Annotated in this window: 19 protein-coding genes; 11 read left to right on the forward strand and 8 right to left on the reverse strand. The window is 56.0% G+C overall.

Annotated elements, in window-relative coordinates:
- Positions 1-17: 17 nt before the first annotated feature.
- The gene (locus ACI2JR_RS01910; RefSeq protein WP_132726617.1) at positions 18-569 is read right to left on the reverse strand and encodes an NAD(P)H nitroreductase; all 552 of its coding nucleotides are present in this window, start codon (positions 567-569) and stop codon (positions 18-20) included.
- 165 nt (positions 570-734) lie between these two features.
- Between ACI2JR_RS01910 and sppA the strand changes: the two genes are divergently transcribed.
- The 4 genes from sppA to ACI2JR_RS01930 all read left to right on the forward strand — a co-directional run bounded on the left by sppA (position 735) and on the right by ACI2JR_RS01930 (position 5,848).
- Positions 735-2,588 (forward strand): signal peptide peptidase SppA, encoded by a 1,854-nt coding sequence (sppA, locus tag ACI2JR_RS01915; protein WP_462477701.1) that lies wholly within the window; start codon positions 735-737, stop codon positions 2,586-2,588.
- A gap of 165 nt (positions 2,589-2,753) precedes the next feature.
- Entirely contained in the window at positions 2,754-3,770 is a 1,017-nt protein-coding gene (ansA, locus tag ACI2JR_RS01920) for an asparaginase (protein ID WP_462477702.1), read from the forward strand.
- Positions 3,771-3,780: 10 nt separating this feature from the next.
- Complete coding sequence (gene pncA, locus ACI2JR_RS01925; protein ID WP_462477703.1) at positions 3,781-4,422, forward strand: bifunctional nicotinamidase/pyrazinamidase; 642 nt, start codon at positions 3,781-3,783, stop codon at positions 4,420-4,422.
- Positions 4,423-4,594: 172 nt separating this feature from the next.
- Positions 4,595-5,848, forward strand: coding sequence for a glycoside hydrolase family 18 protein (locus ACI2JR_RS01930; protein ID WP_462477704.1), 1,254 nt, complete (start codon positions 4,595-4,597; stop codon positions 5,846-5,848).
- Positions 5,849-5,899: 51 nt separating this feature from the next.
- Here the strand turns inward: ACI2JR_RS01930 and ACI2JR_RS01935 are convergent, their stop codons facing one another.
- The gene (locus ACI2JR_RS01935; protein ID WP_132726631.1) at positions 5,900-6,178 is read right to left on the reverse strand and encodes a YeaC family protein; all 279 of its coding nucleotides are present in this window, start codon (positions 6,176-6,178) and stop codon (positions 5,900-5,902) included.
- A 44-nt stretch (positions 6,179-6,222) separates the two neighbouring features.
- Positions 6,223-6,636 (reverse strand): peptide-methionine (R)-S-oxide reductase MsrB, encoded by a 414-nt coding sequence (gene msrB / locus ACI2JR_RS01940; RefSeq protein WP_132726634.1) that lies wholly within the window; start codon positions 6,634-6,636, stop codon positions 6,223-6,225.
- A gap of 340 nt (positions 6,637-6,976) precedes the next feature.
- Here msrB and gapA point away from each other — a divergent pair, with 340 nt between their 5' ends.
- Complete coding sequence (gene gapA, locus ACI2JR_RS01945; protein ID WP_132726637.1) at positions 6,977-7,972, forward strand: glyceraldehyde-3-phosphate dehydrogenase; 996 nt, start codon at positions 6,977-6,979, stop codon at positions 7,970-7,972.
- An 88-nt stretch (positions 7,973-8,060) separates the two neighbouring features.
- Positions 8,061-8,948 (forward strand): D-hexose-6-phosphate mutarotase, encoded by an 888-nt coding sequence (locus tag ACI2JR_RS01950; RefSeq protein ID WP_462477705.1) that lies wholly within the window; start codon positions 8,061-8,063, stop codon positions 8,946-8,948.
- A gap of 89 nt (positions 8,949-9,037) precedes the next feature.
- Here the strand turns inward: ACI2JR_RS01950 and ACI2JR_RS01955 are convergent, their stop codons facing one another.
- From ACI2JR_RS01955 to ACI2JR_RS01965, 3 genes are all read right to left on the reverse strand, one after another.
- Positions 9,038-10,495 carry a DASS family sodium-coupled anion symporter gene (locus ACI2JR_RS01955; protein ID WP_132726642.1) on the reverse strand — a complete coding sequence of 486 codons (1,458 nt, stop codon included), beginning with the start codon at positions 10,493-10,495 and terminating at the stop codon, positions 9,038-9,040.
- A gap of 99 nt (positions 10,496-10,594) precedes the next feature.
- Entirely contained in the window at positions 10,595-11,449 is an 855-nt protein-coding gene (locus tag ACI2JR_RS01960) for an aldo/keto reductase (RefSeq protein ID WP_462477706.1), read from the reverse strand.
- Between the two features lie 92 nt (positions 11,450-11,541).
- Positions 11,542-12,288, reverse strand: a complete 747-nt coding sequence (locus ACI2JR_RS01965) for a MipA/OmpV family protein (protein WP_132726647.1) — start codon at positions 12,286-12,288, stop codon at positions 11,542-11,544.
- 427 nt (positions 12,289-12,715) lie between these two features.
- Between ACI2JR_RS01965 and yeaG the strand changes: the two genes are divergently transcribed.
- Both yeaG and ACI2JR_RS01975 read left to right on the forward strand, forming a co-directional pair.
- The gene (yeaG, locus tag ACI2JR_RS01970) at positions 12,716-14,650 is read left to right on the forward strand and encodes a protein kinase YeaG (protein ID WP_132726650.1); all 1,935 of its coding nucleotides are present in this window, start codon (positions 12,716-12,718) and stop codon (positions 14,648-14,650) included.
- 178 nt (positions 14,651-14,828) lie between these two features.
- Positions 14,829-16,112, forward strand: coding sequence for a YeaH/YhbH family protein (locus tag ACI2JR_RS01975; protein WP_132726653.1), 1,284 nt, complete (start codon positions 14,829-14,831; stop codon positions 16,110-16,112).
- A 52-nt stretch (positions 16,113-16,164) separates the two neighbouring features.
- Here the strand turns inward: ACI2JR_RS01975 and ACI2JR_RS01980 are convergent, their stop codons facing one another.
- Positions 16,165-17,346: a glycosyltransferase family 9 protein gene (locus tag ACI2JR_RS01980; protein ID WP_132726656.1), complete on the reverse strand. Its 1,182-nt coding sequence runs from the start codon at positions 17,344-17,346 to the stop codon at positions 16,165-16,167.
- A 342-nt stretch (positions 17,347-17,688) separates the two neighbouring features.
- Here ACI2JR_RS01980 and ACI2JR_RS01985 point away from each other — a divergent pair, with 342 nt between their 5' ends.
- A complete protein-coding gene (locus ACI2JR_RS01985; RefSeq protein ID WP_132726659.1) occupies positions 17,689-18,189 on the forward strand; it encodes a YbaK/prolyl-tRNA synthetase associated domain-containing protein in 501 nt (166 codons plus the stop codon).
- A 126-nt stretch (positions 18,190-18,315) separates the two neighbouring features.
- Positions 18,316-18,762, forward strand: coding sequence for a DUF441 domain-containing protein (locus ACI2JR_RS01990; RefSeq protein ID WP_132726662.1), 447 nt, complete (start codon positions 18,316-18,318; stop codon positions 18,760-18,762).
- On the opposite strand, the gene ACI2JR_RS01995 is transcribed toward ACI2JR_RS01990, so the two are convergent.
- On the reverse strand, positions 18,746-19,540 hold the full coding sequence (locus ACI2JR_RS01995) for an AraC family transcriptional regulator (protein WP_462477707.1): 795 nt from the start codon (positions 19,538-19,540) through the stop codon (positions 18,746-18,748). The two genes, ACI2JR_RS01990 and ACI2JR_RS01995, sit on opposite strands and share 17 nt — an antisense overlap.
- Positions 19,541-19,637: 97 nt before the next feature.
- Between ACI2JR_RS01995 and ACI2JR_RS02000 the strand changes: the two genes are divergently transcribed.
- Positions 19,638-20,822 (forward strand): CynX/NimT family MFS transporter, encoded by a 1,185-nt coding sequence (locus tag ACI2JR_RS02000; RefSeq protein WP_132726667.1) that lies wholly within the window; start codon positions 19,638-19,640, stop codon positions 20,820-20,822.
- Positions 20,823-20,842: the final 20 nt, after the last annotated feature.

Genomic DNA, 20,842 nt, shown 5'->3' on the forward strand with positions numbered 1-20,842 from the left:
GCCGGGCCCTGCTTTCATCAGAAACGAACGACAAACGGCGCGGTGTCCGGCTGGGAAACGGTGGTCGACGCTTTCAGCTGCGGCGTCCCCAGATAGAGAAAACCGACGATTTTATCCTGTTCGCGGCAGGCAAAGCCTTCACGCACCACAGGGCTGTCGGTCAAAGCGCCGCTGCGCCAGATGCCGTTAAAGCCCTGAGCCACCGCCGCCATCTGCATCGCCATCACCGCACATCCGGCCGACATCTCCTGCTCCCACATCGGCACCTTGGGGTGCTCTTCGCAGCGCGCGACGACGGTGATAATCAGCGGCGCGCGGAACGGCGCGCTGCGGGCTTTTTCAATTCCTTTGTCATCCTGCCCGGCCGCTATCGCCCCTTTCTCCAGCAGTCGGCTGAAACGCTCGCGGCCTTCGTCAGCAATAATAAAGAAACGCCAGGGCTGCAGCGTCCCGTGGTCCGGCGCGCGCAGGCCAGCGCGCAGAATGTTTTCCAGTTGTTCACCGACCGGCGCCGGGTCAGCCAGGCGAGAAGCGCTGCGGCGGTTAACCAGTAGCTCGAGAGCATCCATCTGTGTTACTCCTGTGAGGTCATTTTTCATAAAATTAACATGAGCAAGAATTTTGTTACAGCACGATGGCTGATTCCTGCTGACAACCGCCGGTCGTCTCTTTAGGATAGCCAGACGCGGCAACCCACGCGGTTAGCCCATTTTTAATTATGTTAGGGAGAATACATGCGAACTCTTTGGCGGCTGCTCGCCGGATTTTTTAAATGGACATGGCGGGTACTCAATTTCATTCGCCAGCTCGCACTGAACCTGGTTTTCCTGCTGCTGGTGCTGGTTTGCGTCGGCATCTGGGCGCAGTTCAGCAGCAGCACCACCGAACATGCCGCGCGCGGCGCGCTGCTGATGGATATTACCGGCGTGGTGGTCGATAAACCGTCCGCCAGCAGCAAACTCGGCGTCATTGGTCGTCAGCTCTTTGGCGCCAGCTCCGATCGTCTTCAGGAAAACTCGCTGTTTGATATTGTGCAAACCATTCGTCAGGCGAAAGATGACCGGAATATCACCGGTATCGTGCTGGATCTGAAGAATTTTGCCGGCGGCGATCAGCCTTCGATGCAGTATATCGGCAAGGCGCTGCGCGAGTTCCGCGATAGCGGTAAACCGGTGTATGCCATCGGCAGCAGCTACAGCCAGGGGCAGTATTATCTGGCGAGCTTCGCCAATAAAATCTGGCTCTCGCCGCAGGGTGAAGTCGACCTGCACGGTTTCGCCACCAACGGCCTGTATTACAAATCGCTGCTCGATAAGCTGAAGGTCTCTACCCACGTTTTCCGCGTCGGGACCTATAAATCGGCAGTAGAGCCGTTCATCCGCGACGATATGTCACCTGCCGCGCGCGAAGCCGATAGCCGCTGGATCGGAGAGCTGTGGCAGAACTACCTGAATACGATCGCCGCTAACCGTCAGATCACCGCGCAGCAGCTGTTCCCTGGCGCGCAGGGCATCCTCGACGGCCTGCGTAAAGTCGACGGCGATACGGCGAAATACGCGCTGGACAACAAACTGGTTGATGAACTGGGGACCGCCACCGAGGTGGAAAAAGCGCTTACCAAACAGTTCGGCTGGAGCAAAGCGGATAACAACTATCGCGCCATCAGCTATTACGATTACAACGTCAAAACGCCGTCCGAACAGGGTGCCGCCATCGCGGTGATCTTCGCCAACGGCGCGATTATGGATGGGGAAGAAACCCCTGGCAACGTTGGTGGCGACACCACCGCCGCGCAGATCCGCGACGCCCGCCTCGATCCGAAAGTCAAAGCAATCGTCCTGCGCGTCAACAGCCCAGGCGGCAGCGTCAGCGCCTCGGAAGTCATTCGTGAAGAGCTGGCCGCGGCGAAAGACGCCGGTAAACCGGTAGTGGTCTCCATGGGCGGCATGGCGGCTTCCGGTGGTTACTGGATCTCCACCCCGGCCAGTTACATCGTGGCTAACCCGAGCACTCTCACCGGCTCAATCGGGATCTTCGGCGTCATTAACACCGTCGAAAATACCCTCGGCTCGATCGGCGTGCATACCGACGGCGTGGCGACCTCCGCGCTGGCCGATGTCTCAACCACCAAATCGCTGCCGCCCGAAGTGCAACAGCTGATGCAGCTGAGCATCGAAAATGGCTATAAACGCTTTATCACCCTGGTCGCCAATGCGCGCCAGAGTACGCCGGAGAAAATCGACCAGATCGCCCAGGGTCACGTCTGGACGGGTGAAGATGCGAAAGCCAACGGGCTGGTCGATAGCCTTGGCGACTTTGACGACGCCGTGGCGAAAGCGGCGGAACTGGCGAAGCTGAAACAGTGGCATATCAACTACTACCAGGAAGAGCCAACGTTCTTCTCCATGGTGCTTGATAGCCTGACCGGTTCGGTGCGCGCGTCGCTGCCGGCCGCGCTGCAGGCCTACCTGCCGGCGCCGGTTGCCGCTGCCGCCGATACATTGAAAGCCGAAAGCGACAAGCTGGCGGCGTTTAACGACCCGCAAAACCGTTACGCCTTCTGCCTGACCTGCGCCAATATCCGTTAATTGCGCAGCGCAAAGCCCCGGTGACACCGTTTACCATGTCACCGGGGTGAACCCATCCCCTATGCGCCAACGCACGCATAACCCGAAGTATGACGGGTACAGACGCTGTATTTTTTTACCTGTCACTTTATACTGCGCCTGTCTACGTCCAACCTAAGCGATGATATGCAAAAGAAATCGATTTACGTTGCCTACACCGGTGGGACCATCGGTATGCAGCGCTCTGAACACGGCTATATCCCCGTTTCCGGTCACCTGCAGCGCCAGCTGGCGCTGATGCCTGAGTTCCATCGCCCGGAGATGCCGGACTTTACCATTCACGAATATGCGCCGCTGATGGACTCTTCCGACATGACGCCGGAAGACTGGCAGCATATCGCCGACGATATCCGCACCCATTACGACGAGTACGACGGCTTCGTTATCCTGCACGGTACCGACACGATGGCTTTTACCGCCTCGGCGCTGTCGTTCATGCTGGAACATCTGGGTAAACCGGTCATTGTGACAGGGTCACAAATACCGTTAGCCGAACTGCGTTCCGACGGACAAATTAATTTGCTCAATGCGCTGTACGTCGCCGCCAATTATCCGATTAATGAAGTGACGCTGTTCTTCAACAATCGTCTGTATCGCGGGAACCGCACCACCAAAGCCCATGCCGACGGTTTCGATGCCTTTGCCTCGCCCAATCTGGCCCCTTTACTGGAAGCCGGGATCCACATTCGCCGCCTCGGTACCCCGCCGGCGCCGCACGGCAGCGGCGAGCTGATTGTGCACCCCATCACCCCTCAGCCGATTGGCGTGGTGACGATTTATCCCGGGATCTCCGCCGATGTGGTGCGAAACTTCCTGCGCCAGCCGGTAAAAGCGCTGCTCCTCCGCTCCTACGGCGTCGGTAACGCTCCGCAAAACGGCGAGTTTATTCAGGTGCTGGCGGAGGCCAGCCAGCGCGGGATCCTGGTGATTAACCTGACCCAGTGCATGTCCGGGAAGGTTAACATGGGCGGCTACGCCACCGGTAACGCCCTCGCCCAGGCGGGGGTGATTAGCGGGTTTGATATGACCGTTGAGGCCACGCTGACCAAGCTACACTACCTGCTGAGCCAGAATCTGGGCGTCGAGGAGATTCGCGGCCTGATGCAGGAAAACCTGCGTGGTGAACTGACCCCTGACGAGTAAGGAGATCCCGATGAACAATCGCGCACTACTGCTGGTGGATTTACAAAATGATTTCTGCGCGGGCGGCGCCCTCGCCGTCCCGGAGGGCGACAGCACCATCGATATCGCCAACCGGCTGATTGACTGGTGCCTTGCCCGCGACGAAACCGTCGTCGCCAGCCAGGACTGGCACCCGGCAAACCACGGCAGTTTCGCCAGCCAGCATCAGGCGGAACCCTACACGCAGGGTGAGCTGGACGGGCTGGCGCAAACCTTCTGGCCGAATCACTGCGTGCAGAATAGCGAAGGCGCGGCGCTGCATCCGCTGCTTAAGCAGCAGGCGATCGCAGCGGTGTTCCACAAAGGCGAAAATCCGGCGATCGACAGCTACAGCGCTTTTTTCGACAATGGGCACCGGCAGAAAACCCGGCTCGATGACTGGCTGCGGGAGCGTGGGATCCGCGAGCTTATCGTCGTGGGTCTGGCGACCGATTACTGCGTTAAATTTACCGTTCTCGACGCGCTGGACCTCGGCTATGCCGTCAACGTGATTACCGACGGCTGCCGCGGGGTCAACATCCAGCCGCAAGATAGCGCGCACGCCTTTATGGAGATGGCCGCCGCCGGCGCCACGCTGTACACCCTCGACGACTGGCTGGAAACTCAGGCTTAATCTTCGCGCCCGGAGCACCCGCTGCGGGCCTTTTTTCCTCGTCTCGCTTACGCGCATAAATTGAGCTAACTCGCAGATTCCACACATTATTGCTGATAATGTTAACGGGTTGTTTTTTCGCCACGCCCTTGCTGTGGCGTGTTGGCTTTTTTTATGTCAAAGAGGATTACCGATGAAACTTTTGCCTTTGCTGGCAGCATTACCCCTGCTCTGCGCTTCCATGGTCTCCGCCGGTTCATTGCTCTCCGTCGGCTATTTCAACGGCGGCGGTGACGTCACCGCAGGCCCCGGTGGGGATATTGATAAGCTGGACGTGCGCCAGATAACCCATCTCAATTACTCGTTCGGTCTGGTCTACAACAACGAAAAAGACGAAACCAACGACGCCCTGAAAGATCCTGCCCGGCTGCACCAAATTTGGTTATCCGGGAAAGTACAGTCTGACCTGGCGAAAATCCCCGTCTTACGTCAGCAGAATCCGCAGCTGAAGGTCCTGCTATCCGTCGGCGGATGGGGAGCGCGCGGCTTCTCCGGCGCCGCGGCAAGCAAAGAAACCCGCGCGGTGTTTATCCGCTCTGCGCAAGAGATCGTCCATAAGTATGGCCTCGATGGTATCGATCTGGACTGGGAATATCCGGTCAACGGCGCCTGGGGGCTGGTGGAGAGCCAGGCAAGCGATCGCGATAACTTCACCGCCCTGCTCAAAGAGCTACGCGCAGCATTCGGTCAGCATAAGCTGGTGACCATCGCCGTCGGCGCTAACGCCGAAAGCCCTAAAAGCTGGGTGGATGTACAAGCGATCGCCCCGCTACTGGATTACATCAACCTGATGACCTATGACATGGCCTATGGCACCCAGTACTTCAATGCCAATCTCTATGATTCAACACGTTGGCCGACGGTCGCCGCCGCCGACAAATACAGCGTGGATTTTGTGGTCAATAACTATCTGGCCGCCGGCTTAAAAGCGGGCCAGATGAATTTGGGGATCGGTTTCTATGGTCGGGTGCCGAAACGGGCCGTCGAGCCGGGCATTGACTGGAGTCAAGCGGATGCGCAAAAAAATCCCGTCACCCGGCCTTACTTCGGGCCACAGCAGATGGCGCTATTTAACGCTCTGGGATTCGATCTCAGCAAAGATACCTACGTGAAGTACAACGATATTGTCGCCAAATTGCTTAACGACCCGCAAAAGCGCTTTAGCGAACACTGGGATGATGAAGCGAAGGTGCCATGGCTGTCGGTGCAGTCGGCTGATGGCCAGGCGCTGTTTGCGCTGTCATATGAGAATCCGCGTTCCGTGGCGCTTAAAGCCGAATACATCAGGCAAAAAGGTCTGGCGGGGGCGATGTTCTGGGAGTATGGCGCCGATGAGCAAAACCAGCTGGCGACGCAACTGGCCACCTCGCTCGGCATTAAGCACTAACCGATGCTTCCCCCGGCCCGCCGGGGGAAATCCCTGCCGCACAGCGGCGGCTTACTGCAGCTTTAATGTCGCAATCGGCTTCGGGGCGATGCCAAAATCTTCTTTCAACTGCTGTTTGCTCTTCATCACCATCTGGCCGTTGGTGTCGATGGTCATGTGCTGAGCGTCGCTGTTATGCCGCGCCTGATATAACATCACCAGCTGCAGACTGTTCTCTTTCTGTTCTGCGGTTAACGCCACGCCATCCGGCCACTTACCCAGCTCTACCGCCGTCGCCAGACGCTGATACACTTCCGGCGTCATACTGTCGATAATTTGCTCGATTTCCATCGTCCGCTCAACTCCGCTTTGGAATAATTTGCTGAATCGTTTCTTTAACCTTTGATTTGCTCGCCGTTATCCTCATCATTGAAGCTTAATGAGGCCGAATTCACACAAAAGCGTTCCCCCGTAGGCTGCGGGCCGTCAGGAAACACATGACCCAGATGCGCATCGCAGTTTCCGCAGCGAATTTCAGTACGCTGCATACCGTGGGAGTAATCATTCAGATAACGAATGGCCTCCTCGCTGACCGGCTCATAAAAGCTCGGCCAACCGCAGCCGGAATCGTATTTGGTTTGCGAGTGAAACAGCGCCGCGTCGCACACCAGGCAGTGATAGACGCCGTCTCGTTTGTTGTGGAGCAGTCGCCCGGTGAACGGCGGCTCAGTACCGTGATTCTGCGTCACGTAAAACTGCATCTCGCTCAAATTTTTTTTGAGCTCGTCCGGGGTGGGTTTATTCGCCATGTGCTTGCTTCTCACTGTGGAAAGGACAACTTTACCCGTCGATTCTAACAAAACATTAACAATGAAGCGTGGACTTTTGTTCTAAACTTATTCGATGCCAAAAGGCAGCCCAGATAATTGTGATTTGCATCACATTTTTATCTTTAACGACCTTTAAAATTCCGGGCGCGGCCCCAATATGGAATTGGGCTCAAAGGGAGAGTGAGGCAAATCAATCATGCAAAGGTATGCTCAGGATTGATTTGTCGCAATGATTGACACGATTCCGCTTGACGCTGCGTAAGGTTTTTGTAATTTTACAGGCAACCTTTTATTCACTAACAAATAGCTGGTGGAATATATGACTATCAAAGTAGGTATCAACGGTTTTGGCCGTATCGGTCGCATTGTTTTCCGTGCTGCTCAAGAACGTTCTGACATCGAGATCGTTGCAATCAACGACCTGTTAGACGCTGACTACATGGCATACATGCTGAAGTATGACTCCACTCACGGCCGTTTCAACGGTACCGTTGAAGTGAAAGACGGTCATCTGATCGTTAACGGTAAAAAAATCCGTGTTACCGCTGAACGTGATCCGGCTAACCTGAAGTGGAACGAAGCAGGCGTTGACGTGGTTGCAGAAGCAACCGGTCTGTTCCTGACTGACGAAACCGCTCGTAAACACATCACTGCTGGCGCGAAAAAAGTCGTTCTGACTGGCCCGTCTAAAGACAATACTCCGATGTTTGTTAGAGGCGCTAACTTTGACAAATACGAAGGCCAGGACATCGTTTCCAACGCTTCCTGCACCACCAACTGCCTGGCACCGCTGGCTAAAGTTATCAACGACAACTTCGGCATCATCGAAGGTCTGATGACCACTGTACACGCGACCACCGCGACTCAGAAAACCGTTGATGGCCCGTCTCACAAAGACTGGCGCGGCGGCCGCGGCGCAGCGCAGAACATCATCCCGTCCTCTACCGGTGCGGCTAAAGCTGTAGGTAAAGTCCTGCCAGAACTGAATGGCAAACTGACCGGTATGGCGTTCCGCGTTCCGACCCCGAACGTATCCGTTGTTGACCTGACCGTTCGTCTGGAAAAAGCGGCTTCTTATGAAGAAATTAAGAAAGCCATCAAAGCGGCTTCCGAAGGCGCAATGAAAGGCGTTCTGGGCTACACCGAAGACGACGTTGTCTCTACCGATTTCAACGGCGAAGTTTGCACTTCCGTGTTCGATGCTAAAGCCGGTATCGCTCTGAACGACAACTTCGTGAAACTGGTTTCCTGGTACGACAACGAAACGGGTTACTCCAACAAAGTTCTGGACCTGATCGCTCACATCTCCAAATAAGTTGAGATGAGAACCTGATCCATAAAGGCGACTTCGGTCGCCTTTTTTTTATGGCTTAACTCAGTACCTGCACACCAAGGATTGCACCATGATTAACAAAATTTTTGCTCTCCCGGTTATTGAAGATATTTCGCCAGTCCTTTCCCGTCGCCGGCTCGACGATCTCGAACTGATCGTTGTTGACCACCCACAGGTCAAAGCCTCCGTGGCCTTCCAGGGCGCACACCTGCTCTCCTGGAAACCCGCCGGGGAAGAGGAGGTCCTGTGGCTCAGCGGGAATACTCCGTTCAAAACCGGCGTCGCGCTGCGCGGCGGCGTACCGATCTGCTGGCCGTGGTTCGGCCCGTCAGCACAGCAGGGCTTCCCTTCTCACGGTTTCGCCCGTAACCTACCGTGGGCGCTGAAAGGCCACGACGAAGACGACAGCGGCGTGCTGCTGACCTTTGAGCTGCAAAGTAGCGAAGAGACCCGCAAATACTGGCCGCACGAATTCACCCTCTATGCGCGTTTCAAACTGGGTAAAACTTGTGAGATCGAGCTGGAAGCGCACGGCAAATTTACCACCACCTCGGCGCTGCACACCTACTTCAACGTCGGCGATATCGCGGCGGTGAAAGTCAGCGGCCTTGGCGATCGCTATATCGATAAAGTGAACCATGCCGAAGAAGGCGTGTTGAGCGATGGCGTACAAACTTTCCCTGACCGTACCGATCGGGTGTATTTGAATGCCGAAGCCTGCAGCGTCATTCACGACGATGCGCTGAACCGCAATATCGACGTCGTCCATCATCACCACAGCAACGTGGTCGGCTGGAACCCGGGCCCGGCCCTGTCCGTCAGCATGGGCGATATGCCGGATGACGGTTACAAAACCTTCGTTTGCGTCGAAACCTGTTGCGTCACCGAACCGCAGACGGCCAGCGAAGAAAAACCGTCGCGCCTGGCGCAGACTATTCGGGTGGTAAAACGCGGATAACACCGCCCTTCTCGCGCAATGCGGAATGGATCAAAAACAGGGCGAAATCGCCCTGTTTTTTTACTGATGACACATCCGGCATTGGTGCGTTACCAGAAACCCACCAGCTTCATCCACGCGCCGCCCAGCGCCAGCCAGATGAAAATAGACGCTATCGACACCACGAAACTGACGCCCCACCACTGACCCGTGGTGTTATATCCGGAGCCAAACAGAGCCGGCCCCGGGCCCCCCGAGTATTGCGTCAGCCCCATCGACAAGTTAGACGTATAGCCCAGCACCAGGGCGGCGAAAAGCGGCGGTACGCCGACTGACACGGCAACGGCAAGAAACGCCAGATACATCGCGGAAATATGCGCCATCGCCGACGCGAAGAAATAGCGGGTATAGAAATACACGACGACCAGCAGTAAAAAGACCGTTATCCATTCAAAGTGACCGACATAATCGACAATTCGCGCCGATATCCAGCTAATCATGCCATATTTATTCAGCGCGTTGGCCATCATCACCAGCACGGCAAACCAGAACATGGTGTCCCAGGCCGTTTTTTCTTCAATGATATTTTTCCACGACATGATATTGCTGACCAGGAGCACCATCAGTCCAATAAACGCGGAAAGCGTAGCGGGAATGGCAAAGAAAATATCGCCCACGGTCCAGAGCACTATCAGCAGGATAAAATCCAGCGCAAGGATTTTTTCCGCCAGCGACATCGGCCCCATTTTGCGCAGCTCCTCTCTGGCGATCGCCGGAATTTCCGGCGTTTTTTTCAGCTGCGGCGGATAAATCGCATAAATCACCAGCGGCAACAGGATCAAGGAGGCTATCCCGGGTACGATAGCCCCGATAAACCAGGTCGTCCAGGTGATTTCAATGCCCTGGCTGCGCGCCAGTTCGGCGACCAGCGGGTTACCCGCCATCGCGGTTAAAAACATCGTACAGACAATGGCGTCAATCTGCGAAACGCAGATCATTAAAAAGGCGCCGGCTTTTCTGGCCGTCGCGCCAGGTTCTGACTGGTATGCGGTCGCGATGGACTGCGTAATGGGGTACATAATGCCGCCGCCCCTCGCTGACGCAGAGGGGATCCCCGGCCCGAGAACCACGTCCGACAGGGCCAGACCATAGGCCACGCCCAGCATGCTGGAACCACATTTGGCAATAAACCACAGCGCCACCCGCTTCCCCAGCCCGGTCTTGATCACCGCCCGGGAGATAAACATCGCGATACCAATCAACCAGATCGTAGCGTTAGCAAACCCGGATAACGCGGCGACTTTGTCGCTTTTACCCGGCGAGAGAGGCGTCACCCCCAAAAACGCGGAGACGATCAGCGCGATCATCGTCACCGCCCCCATAGGCAGCACCTTAAGGATGATGGCAAAGATGGTCGCGGCAAAAATAGCAAACATTTGCCAGGCGTGGAGGGACAACCCATCAGGGGGCGGAGTAAACCAGATAATCGCGCCGAACAGTATCGTCAGAGCGGCTTTCCAGAGGGGGAAAGCCAGTTTCACTTCCAGAGGCTTGTTAGGTTCAGTCATGTTATTCTCCTTTTTCTTTTATCTTTAGGAGGATAATCACCACTGAACATTGATATTCATCAACGAATCACGCAGATAGCCCGCACAAAATCAGCACCGTTAAACCATGTCTAAGGGCGTTTTACGCCCCGGTGCCGGAAAGGCCTGTTCCATCACCGCTATATCTTTCTCAGCCAGCGCCACGTCGAGCGCGCCCGCGTTCTCTTTAACGTGCGCAATGCTCCCGGCTTTGGGAATCGCCATCACCCCCTGGTGGCTAATTACCCACGCTAACAATAGCTGCGCCACGGTGACGCCCTTTTCCCGCGCCAGGTTGCTGAGGGCCGGATGATGCATTAAACCATCGCGCAGGCGCCCGGCCTGGGCCAGCGGGCAGTAGGCCATCACCGGAACCTGCTGTTGCTGGCACCACGGCAGCAGATCATGTTCGATACCGCGCGACGCGAGGTGATAAAGCACCTGATCGGTGGCGCACTGCCTGCCGCCGGCGACCCGCCACAACGCCTGCATATCGTCGCGGTCGAGATTCGATACCCCCCAGCGGCGAATTTTACCCTGCGCCACCAGCGTCTCCATCGCTTCAACCGTTTCCTCAAGGGGGAAGTCTCCGCGCCAGTGCAGCAGGTACATATCGAGATAATCGGTCTCCAGGCGGCGTAAACTGGCTTCACAGGCGCCGATCATCTTGCGCCCGCCGGCATTCCACGGATAGACTTTGGAGACCAGTACCACCCGGTCACGCAGGCCGCGAATCGCTTCGCCCACCACCTCTTCCGCCCCGCCATTGGCGTACATCTCGGCGGTATCGATGACCGTCAGTCCCAGCTCGACGCCCGCTCGTAGTGCAGCGACCTCCTGCGCCCGCCGGGCCGCGCTTTCGCCCATATACCAGGTGCCCTGCCCGATGGCAGGAACCGCCGCACGATCGCCAAAACGCAATGTTTTTTTCATCATCGACCCTCCCGTTATGCCTCTGCACCACCGTAATGCAAAACAGGGCCTTACGCCCTGTTTTGATGCACAAATATCTTCATATTGGTGCACAATCAGAAGGTGTAGGTGATCCCCGTGGAGATCACGCCGCTCCAGGATTTGTCCACCATCGGGCTGTCGGTGATTTCATCGGACAGACGGGTGTAACGCGCCGCGCCATAGACGCTCCAGTCGCCGAGGAAGCGATAGTTCGCCGACAGTTCCAGATACGGGTTCCAGCTGCTATCCGGGTCGTAGCTGCGCATCCCGCTGCGATTCGACTCATGCTTTGAAACACCGTAGTAGTATTCATTCTGATTATCGCTATTCCACTCTACGCCGATCCCCGGCGTTAAAGTCAGGTTGCCATTGGTATAGCGATACAGCCAGGCCATGTCCCAGGTGATACCGTTGCTGTTATCCAGCGTATCGCCGGCGAGCGTGGTTCGCAGGAAGCCATACTGCGTGTTGTGGACGTAAGACAGCCCGGCCATCATGGTCGATTTACGCCGATCCAGCTTGCGCATCTGCTCGCTGTCGCTGTCGCCCGGCTTGAAGTACAACGGAGACCAGTAGGCGGTAATGGAGAGCTTGTCAGCGTCGTCATTCCACAAATAGTAGCCGCCGCCTAACCCACGGAACCAAAAATTCTCGCTCTCGTAGCTAATCGCAGGGACAGGGTAAATATCAGCATCATATTGTTTATAAGGGTTCTCGACGATACCCACGCCGGCCCCTAACGTGAGCTTCCCTTCAGCGTGCGCAGCCGATACCGAGGCTACAAGACACACACCTAGTGCCAGAGGTTTGATCTTATTCACAATCCATATTCCCGTTTGTCAAATATACGCGAGGGCAGTGTAACGTCGTACACCTCATGCCTCAAATTTTTTACCCGTCATTACATAAAACCATCCAATCTCTCATCAACAGATGACCACAAACTTGCAGCAGGATGACAACCGCATGACGCAACCTGGCAAGACGTGCGAAAAAGCACCTTTTTTCCGGATGAGTTATTGATATGTCATTGAAATTGATTTTTGGCGGCATGCAAGTTTTCTAAATGCATCTACGCTTTAATTTAGAAGAGGTAATTGTGGCGCACGTTATCTATATCGCTCCGCCAACCTGGCATAAGGGTTGCTGGAGATTCGGTGAACGTCGCTCAGCTTACCTCTTCCGGGAGCTCCCACTATTCATATGAACGGCTCTCAACTTGTGCTAAAAACGAAAGGACGGCATGCCATGAATATATTCGATCACTATCGCCAGCGTTATGAAGCTGCCAAGGACGAAGAGTTCACACTGCAGGAGTTTCTTACCATCTGCCGGCAAGATCGCAGTGCTTATGCCAACGCGGCAGAACGGCTGCTGATGGCCATCGGTGAACCAGTCATGGTCGATACAGCCCTGGAGCCAAGGCTGTCCCGTCTCTTTTCAAACCGGGTTGTCGCTCGCTATCCGGCATTTGAAGAGTTTTACGGTATGGAAGATGCTATCGAGCAGATAGTCTCTTACCTGAAACATGCCGCACAGGGCCTGGAAGAGAAGAAACAGATTCTGTATCTGCTGGGCCCGGTGGGCGGCGGCAAATCTTCGCTTGCCGAACGCCTGAAATCGTTGATGCAGCGCGTGCCTATCTACGTCCTGAGCGCTAACGGCGAACGCAGTCCGGTAAACGACCATCCGCTGTGCCTGTTTAACCCGCAGGAAGATGCGCAGATTCTGGAGAAAGAATACGGCGTACCTAACCGCTATCTCGGAACGATTATGTCGCCGTGGGCCGCCAAACGTCTGCATGAATTCGGCGGCGATATCACCAAATTCCGCGTCATCAAAGTCTGGCCGTCGATCCTTGAACAGATTGCCATCGCGAAGACCGAACCCGGTGATGAGAATAACCAGGATATCTCCGCGCTGGTCGGTAAGGTGGATATTCGTAAGCTGGAGCACTATGCCCAGAACGATCCGGACGCCTACGGCTACTCCGGCGCCCTGTGCCGAGCCAACCAGGGGATTATGGAGTTCGTCGAGATGTTTAAAGCGCCGATTAAGGTGCTGCATCCGCTGCTGACCGCGACCCAGGAAGGTAACTATAACGGTACCGAAGGGATTTCCGCCCTGCCGTTCAACGGGATTATTCTCGCGCACTCAAACGAATCCGAGTGGGTGACCTTCCGTAATAACAAAAACAATGAGGCCTTCCTTGACCGTGTCTATATCGTCAAAGTGCCTTATTGCCTGCGCATTTCCGAAGAGATGCGTATCTATGAGAAACTGTTGAACAACAGCGAGCTGGCCCATGCGCCCTGCGCCCCCGGCACCCTCGAGACCCTGTCGCGCTTCTCGATTCTGTCGCGCCTGAAAGAGCCGGAAAACTCGAGCATTTACTCGAAAATGCGCGTCTATGACGGCGAAAGTCTGAAAGATACCGACCCGAAAGCGAAATCCTATCAGGAATATCGCGATTATGCCGGCGTCGATGAAGGGATGAACGGTCTGTCCACCCGCTTCGCCTTTAAGATATTGTCACGCGTATTTAACTTCGACCATGCCGAGGTTGCCGCGAACCCGGTCCATCTGTTCTATGTCCTGGAGCAACAAATCGAGCGCGAACAGTTCCCGCAGGAGCAGTCGGAGCGCTATCTGGAATTCCTCAAAGGCTATCTGATCCCGAAATACGCCGAGTTTATCGGCAAAGAGATCCAGACCGCCTATCTGGAATCCTATTCCGAATATGGGCAGAACATCTTTGACCGCTATGTCACCTATGCGGACTTCTGGATTCAGGATCAGGAATACCGCGATCCGGATACCGGCCAGCTGTTCGACCGCGAGTCGTTGAACGCAGAACTGGAAAAAATTGAGAAGCCCGCCGGGATCAGCAACCCGAAAGACTTCCGTAATGAGATAGTCAACTTCGTGCTGCGCGCCAGAGCCAACAACAACGGACGGAACCCGAACTGGACCAGCTATGAAAAACTGCGCACGGTTATTGAGAAGAAAATGTTCTCCAATACCGAAGAGCTGTTGCCGGTGATTTCGTTCAACGCCAAAACCTCAACCGATGAGCAGAAGAAGCACGACGATTTTGTCGACCGTATGATGGAAAAAGGCTATACCCGTAAGCAGGTCCGTCTGCTGTGCGAATGGTATCTGCGCGTACGTAAATCGTCCTGATGTACAAGCCCGGTAGTGAGACAACTACCGGGCATATAACAACTGCGTATGCCCGTAATCAGTCGATGGCAGGCAGGCGATGAGCAGACTCAGGTCAGCGACCTGGTGGGAAAGCGCCGCTAATGCCCTGCCGCGAATGACGAAAGGCAGAGTTGGCAATGGCAGTACAGGAGGGCATATGACCTGGTTCATAGACCGGCGCCTGAACGGAAAGAATAAAAGCGCGGTGAATCGCCAGCGCTTTTTGCGCCGTTATAAGGCGCAGATTAAACAATCGATCTCCGAGGCGATTAATAAACGTTCGGTGACCGATATCGACAGCGGTGAGTCCGTCTCCATTCCGACGGACGATATCAACGAGCCGATGTTTCACCAGGGTCGCGGCGGGCTGCGCAACCGCGTACACCCCGGAAACGACCACTTTGTGCAAAATGACCGCATCGAACGACCGCAGGGTGGAGGCGGCGGAGGCGGTAGCGGTCAAGGGCAAGCCAGCGCCGATGGCGAAGGCCAGGATGAATTTGTCTTTCAGATCTCCAAAGACGAGTATCTGGATCTGCTGTTCGAAGACCTCGCCCTGCCGAATCTGAAGAAAAACCAGCAGCGGCAGCTTACCGAGTTTAAAACCCACCGGGCAGGCTTCACCGCCAACGGGGTGCCGGCCAATATCAGCGTGGTTCGCTCCCTGCAGAATTCGCTGGCGCGACGCACGGCGATGACCGCCGGCAAGCGACGCGAGCTGCGGGCGCTGGAGGAGGACCTGGACACCATTGCCAAAAGTGAACCGGCACAGCTGCTGGAAGAAGAACGGCTGCGCCAGGAAATTGCCGAACTGCGGGCAAAAATAGACCGGGTGCCGTTTATCGATACCTTCGACCTGCGCTACAAGAATTACGAAAAACGACCTGAACCCTCCAGCCAGGCGGTAATGTTCTGCCTGATGGATGTGTCGGGTTCGATGGACCAGGTCACCAAGGATATGGCCAAACGTTTTTACATCCTGCTGTATCTGTTCCTCAGCCGGACCTATAAAAACGTCGAGGTGGTCTACATTCGCCACCATACGCAGGCCAAAGAGGTCGACGAACACGAGTTTTTCTATTCGCAGGAAACCGGCGGCACCATTGTTTCCAGCGCGCTGAAGCTTATGGATGAAGTCGTGAAAGCGCGTTACGATCCGGCGCAGTGGAATATCTACGCCGCGCAGGCATCGGACGGCGACAACTGGGCGGACGATTCACCGCTGTGTCACGAACTGCTGGCGAAAAATATCCTGCCGGTGGTGCGCTACTACAGCTACATAGAGATAACCCGCCGCGCGCACCAGACCCTGTGGCGCGAATATGAACACCTCCAGGAGACCTTCGAAAACTTCGCCATGCAGCATATCCGCGACCAGGAAGATATCTACCCGGTCTTCCGCGAGCTGTTTCATAAGCAGGGCACGACCGCCAGTAATTAACTTAACGGCCGGCAGATTGCTGTCGGCCGTTTCTTCACCGGCTTAAGGGTTATCACCTATCCTGGCAGACCAGCTCATCGCGCCCAGGCTCTTTTTTCAGCGCGCCGTTCGCAATCTCCGCCATTACCAGATCGACAACCTCCTGGCTCTGGTGAACCTTGCCGCATTTGACCACGATCTGCCGCGCGTTGTCATATCCCGGCGCCCACAGCCGGTTATTCAACTGGACATCTTTGTAGATAGCGATGAGGGGCTTGTTCCACGCCGCCGCCATATGCACCACTGACGTATCCGGCGAGATAATCATATCAGCCCCGGCAATTAACCCCATCGCGTGATGCAGGGTCTTAAAGGGGTTAACGCTGACTCTCTCAGGTAACGGGATGCGGATTTCATCCCGGTGATCCAGCAGAATAATATGCACATCGGGGTAAGATTCGCGTAGCCGGCTGATGATTATCGCCAGTTGCTCCTGCGACAGACTGCGATCCGGATGCCCGGCAAAAATATTAATGACCACCTTGCGCCCCTCGACGCTGGCGAGATACTGAGCGACCTGCCGGGAAACTTCCTGCGGAATATGCAGGTCATATGTCTGCAGATGCCTTTGCTCCAGTTGCAAATAGTCGGCAATAAGGGCAAATGTTTTACTGACGTGCCAGTTTGCGCAATCAAATTCAAAAGACTTTGTATAGTGATTAATCGAGGCCCATTTATTAAAGCCTAACACCGCCTTTGCTTTTATCTGTCGTAACAGCAACATTCTATGTACGGGAATATCGAACAGGGAGGGATCGATAACAATATCGTACTTATTATTCGCCAGCTCATTAATAACCGACTTAGGGACATTGTGCCTAAATTTACGCAGAAAACTGGCGGAATCCACATTCTCAGCTTCATAAATATAGCGAATCCCCGGATGATATCGCATCACCTGGCTGTTCGACTGTGCCAGAAGAAAATCAACGACATACCCCGACTCATAGAGACATTTAACCAGAGCAGAATCCACGACCACGTCGCCTATCGCGCCTTCGTTACGCATCAACAGCACCGTTTTCGCCGAGGACAAATCCGCTGCGCTACGCGTATGTCTATCCCAAAGCGTTTTCGCGATATACACGCGCATAGCATTGCGAACTTTTTTGGTAAAATAGTTACGGCGCCTGTTCAGCTCTCTTATTTTTTTAAACTTCCCTGGGGAACCTTGCACCGCGTGTTTCTCCATCATCATCATCTCGTTACAACCCTCAACGGCCCTACTATTCGTTTTGTTAAGGACTCAATAAAATAAGAAAAGTTCGATTGCTTAATAACATTTTCTTGCTTTCACCACGCCAGCATTTTTTATTGAAGATAAAATGAGTTGATCATGAATTAAATATGGATAACGCCGGCTAAAAAGAGAAATGGACATCGGGTGTCGCGACGATAATTCCTGCGCGGGCGGCGATATTCCCTGACCTCCTCATTCAGCAACAGACCATCGAACCGATCGGCGGCGGCACGCTGAGGTTTTCATCCGCCAGGAAGAGGATTAAGCTTACCGTTTTGCCATCACGGGAAGGACAACATGAACATGCCGGCACGGTCGAACACGCATCAGCAGCTCCTTGAATTACTGGCAGAACAGCAGGCGCGCTATCGGGTTGTGGAGCATGAAGCGGTGGGCCAATGCGAGGCCGTTTCTGAGATTCGCGGAACCGCCCTGGGCCAGGGAGCCAAAGCGCTGGTCTGTAAGGTCAAAGGCAACGGCGTCAACCAGCACGTTCTGGCGATCCTCGCCGCCGATCGGCAGGCCGATTTATCGCGCGTCGCGCGGCATATCGGCGGCAGCAAAGCCTCGCTGGCCAGCCCGGCGGAGGTCGATGCGCTAACCGCCTGCGTTTTTGGCGCCATTCCGCCGTTCAGCTTTCACCCCGCCTTACGGCTAATTGCCGACCCGCTGCTGTTCGACCGCTTCAGTGAAATTGCCTTTAACGCCGGTCTGCTGGAGAAGTCGATCATCATGAATACCGAGGATTATCTGCGCATTGCCCGCCCGGAACTGGTGGTCTTCCGCCGCGAAGACTGACGCCAGCCTGTCGCCCGGCATTATGCAGATGCCAGAAAGAACATTCTGGCGCCAAAAAAAGCCTGTTTACTCACGCTATTACGCGTAAAGTAGACGGGCTTATTATTCTGGCAAGGATCTCCCGACATGTTCGATACGACCCTGTTTATTCTTCTGGGGCTGGCCGCGCTGGGTTTTGTGAGTCATAACACCACCGTGGCAATCTCTATCCTCATATTAATTATCGTCCGCGTCACCCCGCTCAACGTCTTCTTCCCGTGGATTGAAAAACAGGGGCTGACGATCGGCATTATTATTCTGACTATCGGCGTCATGGCCCCCATTGCCAGCGGTACGCTGCCGCCCTCAACGTTGCTCCACTCTTTTGTCAACTGGAAGTCGCTGCTGGCGATTGCCATTGGCGTATTTGTCTCCTGGCTCGGCGGCCGCGGCGTGGCGCTGATGGGGTCGCAGCCGCAGCTGGTCGCCGGGCTGCTGGTCGGCACGGTGCTGGGCGTGGCGCTGTTTCGCGGCGTGCCGGTCGGCCCGCTGATTGCCGCCGGGATCATCTCGCTGTTTATCGGGAAGTCGTAGTCAGGCTCGCCAGATAGCGCCCCGGGGTCTGCCCCAGCCCCTTTTTAAACATGGTGATAAAAGCGGTGGTGGAGTCATATCCCAGGCTTTGCGCGGTTTGCTGCACCGTTTGCCCGCGAATCAGCATTTGCAGCGCGAGGATCAGCTGCAGCTGGTGCCGCCAGCGACGAAAGCTCAGGCCGGTCTCGCGAACCACCAGCCGCGCCAGATTGCGTTCGCTCATCGCGAACTCCGCCGCCCATTGCCCCAGCGTCTGCCATCGGGCCGGATCGACCGCCATCACATCCGCCATCTGGCGAATCTTAGGATGACCGGAAACCGGTAGCTGCAGATGCTCCTGCGGCTGCTGCGGCAGTTCATCAAACAGCACCTGCACCAGCCTTTGCGTCGCCGGCTGGTCGAACAGCGCCCCGTTACGCCCGGCAAGCGTCAGAATCAGCTCGCGCACCAGCGGAGAAATCTTTAACGTGCAGCAGTGCGGCGGCATCGGCGCCGCGCCGGGTTCAATAAACAAAAAGCTGATTTGCGCTCCCGGCGTCGCGCGGTTGCTGTGGGGCACCCGCCCCGGAACCCACACCGCATATTGTGGCGGCACCATCCACATGGCGTTTTCCACCTCACAGGTCAATGCGCCATGCAACGCGAGGATCAGCTGCCCTTTGCGGTGCTGATGCTGGGGGATAAACTGCTCGTCCTCCACCACCTGAATGCGAAAAGCGAGGGCCGCTTCGTGGCCGCTGTCCGGGTCATAGCCATCCAGACCAAGTCCAATCATCACATTGTCCGATTTTAGCGATAATCTGTCATTTTAGCTTGATTTAAACAGCCGGTAAACGCGCTATTGTAGCCCTCCTGTTCACTCGTCAGAGATCGCTATGAGTTCTGTTCTGCCTTCTGCCGGCCGCCGTAATCTGCTGTTGATTGCCGGAATTTTATTAATTGCCACCACCCTGCGGGTGACCTTTACCGGCGCCGCCCCGCTGCTGGATGCGATTCGCGCGGAGTACGGCCTCACCACCGCGCAAACCGGGATGTTAACCACCCTACCACTGCTGGCCTTTGGCCTGGTCTCCCCGCTGGCGGCAGGCGTCGCCCGCCGTTTGGGCATCGAACGGAGCCTGCTGTTAGCATTGGTGCTGATTTGCCTGGGGATTGGATTACGTTCCCTGCCGTCCACCGCTCTGCTTTTTATCGGCACCGCCATCATCGGCTGCGGCATCGCATTAGGTAACGTGCTGTTGCCGGGCTTAATCAAGCGTGATTTCGCGCAACATGTCGCCAAAATGACCGGCGCGTACTCGCTCACCATGGGCGGCGCGGCCGCACTGGGGTCGGCAATGGTCGTCCCCCTGGCGCTCGCCGGTTTTGGCTGGCGCGGCGCGCTCTTTATGCTGATGGCCTTCCCGTTGCTGGCGCTGCTGTTCTGGCTACCGCAGGCGCGTAAGCAGGCCACCGCACCGCTCACCGGTTCCGGCGCGATGCACAATCGTGGGATCTGGCGTTCGGCGCTGGCCTGGCAGGTGACGTTGTTCCTCGGCATCAACTCGCTGGTCTATTATGTGGTTGTCGGCTGGCTGCCGGCGATCCTGCAGAGCCTCGGCTACAGTGAAGCGCAGGCCGGCTCCCTGCATGGCTTACTCCAGCTGGCGACCGCCGCCCCGGGTATCGCGATCCCGCTGATTCTCCACCGGCTGAAGGATCAGCGCGGCATCGCGATCCTGGTGGCCCTGATGTGCGCAGTCAGCGCCGGAGGTTTGTGGTTCTGGCCCGGCCAGGCGGTGCTGTGGACGCTGATCTTCGGTTTCGGTTCAGGGGCGACGATGATTCTGGGGCTGACCTTTATTGGCCTGCGCGCCAGCTCCGCGCACCAGGCGGCAGCGCTGTCTGGCATGGCGCAAACGGTCGGTTACCTGCTGGCCGCCTGCGGGCCGCCGGTGATGGGGAAAATTCATGACGCCAACGGCGACTGGCATATCCCCCTGATTGCCGTCGCGTTAATTTCCGTCGCGATGGCCGTGTGTGGCGCCCTCGCCGGGCGCAGCCGGGAGATTAACGGGTAACGCGTTGCCATTCCCCGTCG

Origin of the sequence: Klebsiella sp. NPDC088457, assembly GCF_044900465.1 — a bacterium.
Lineage (GTDB): Bacteria > Pseudomonadota > Gammaproteobacteria > Enterobacterales > Enterobacteriaceae > Klebsiella.